The sequence below is a fragment of the candidate division WOR-3 bacterium genome, assembly GCA_026418155.1.
In the GTDB taxonomy this organism is placed as follows: Bacteria; Hydrothermota; Tepidihabitantia; order Tepidihabitantales; family CAIPLT01; genus JAOABV01.
Window position 1 is genome coordinate 1 of the sequence record JAOABV010000120.1, and the last position, 504, is coordinate 504.

The 504-nt window shown below is 43.3% G+C and carries 1 protein-coding gene; it reads left to right on the plus strand.

Annotated elements, in window-relative coordinates; genetic code table 11:
* Positions 1–504, plus strand: a 504-nt coding sequence (locus tag N2201_07565; GenBank protein MCX7786056.1) for an aminotransferase class I/II-fold pyridoxal phosphate-dependent enzyme, incomplete at both ends; no start/stop codon positions are given.

Below are 504 nucleotides of genomic sequence, written 5' to 3' on the forward strand. Positions count from 1 at the left end.
CCACAAAACATTGCGCGGACCACGCGGCGGGATGATTCTTTGCAAGCAGGAGTTTGCTCAAAAGATAGATAAGGCAATTTTCCCAGGAATTCAGGGCGGCCCTTTGATGCATGTTATTGCTGCAAAGGCAGTTGCCTTTAAGGAAGCTATGTCACCAGAGTTTAAGGAATATCAGGCGCAAATCGTAAAAAATGCTGCCAAGTTAGCTGAAAAGCTTAAAGCTAGAGGTTTTCATATGGTTTCCGGTGGGACAGACAATCACCTTATGCTTTTAAACCTTACAAATAAAGGATTGACTGGAAAGGTTGCAGAGAAGGTTTTAGACGAGGTAGGAATTACCGTAAATAAAAACACTGTACCTTTCGAAACACTCAGTCCATTTGGGACAAGCGGTATCCGAATCGGAACCCCTGCGGCAACTACAAGGGGAATGAAGGAAAGCGAAATGGAAATTACTGCGGAAATAATTGCTGATACCCTAGAAAACCATGAAAATGCTGAAGT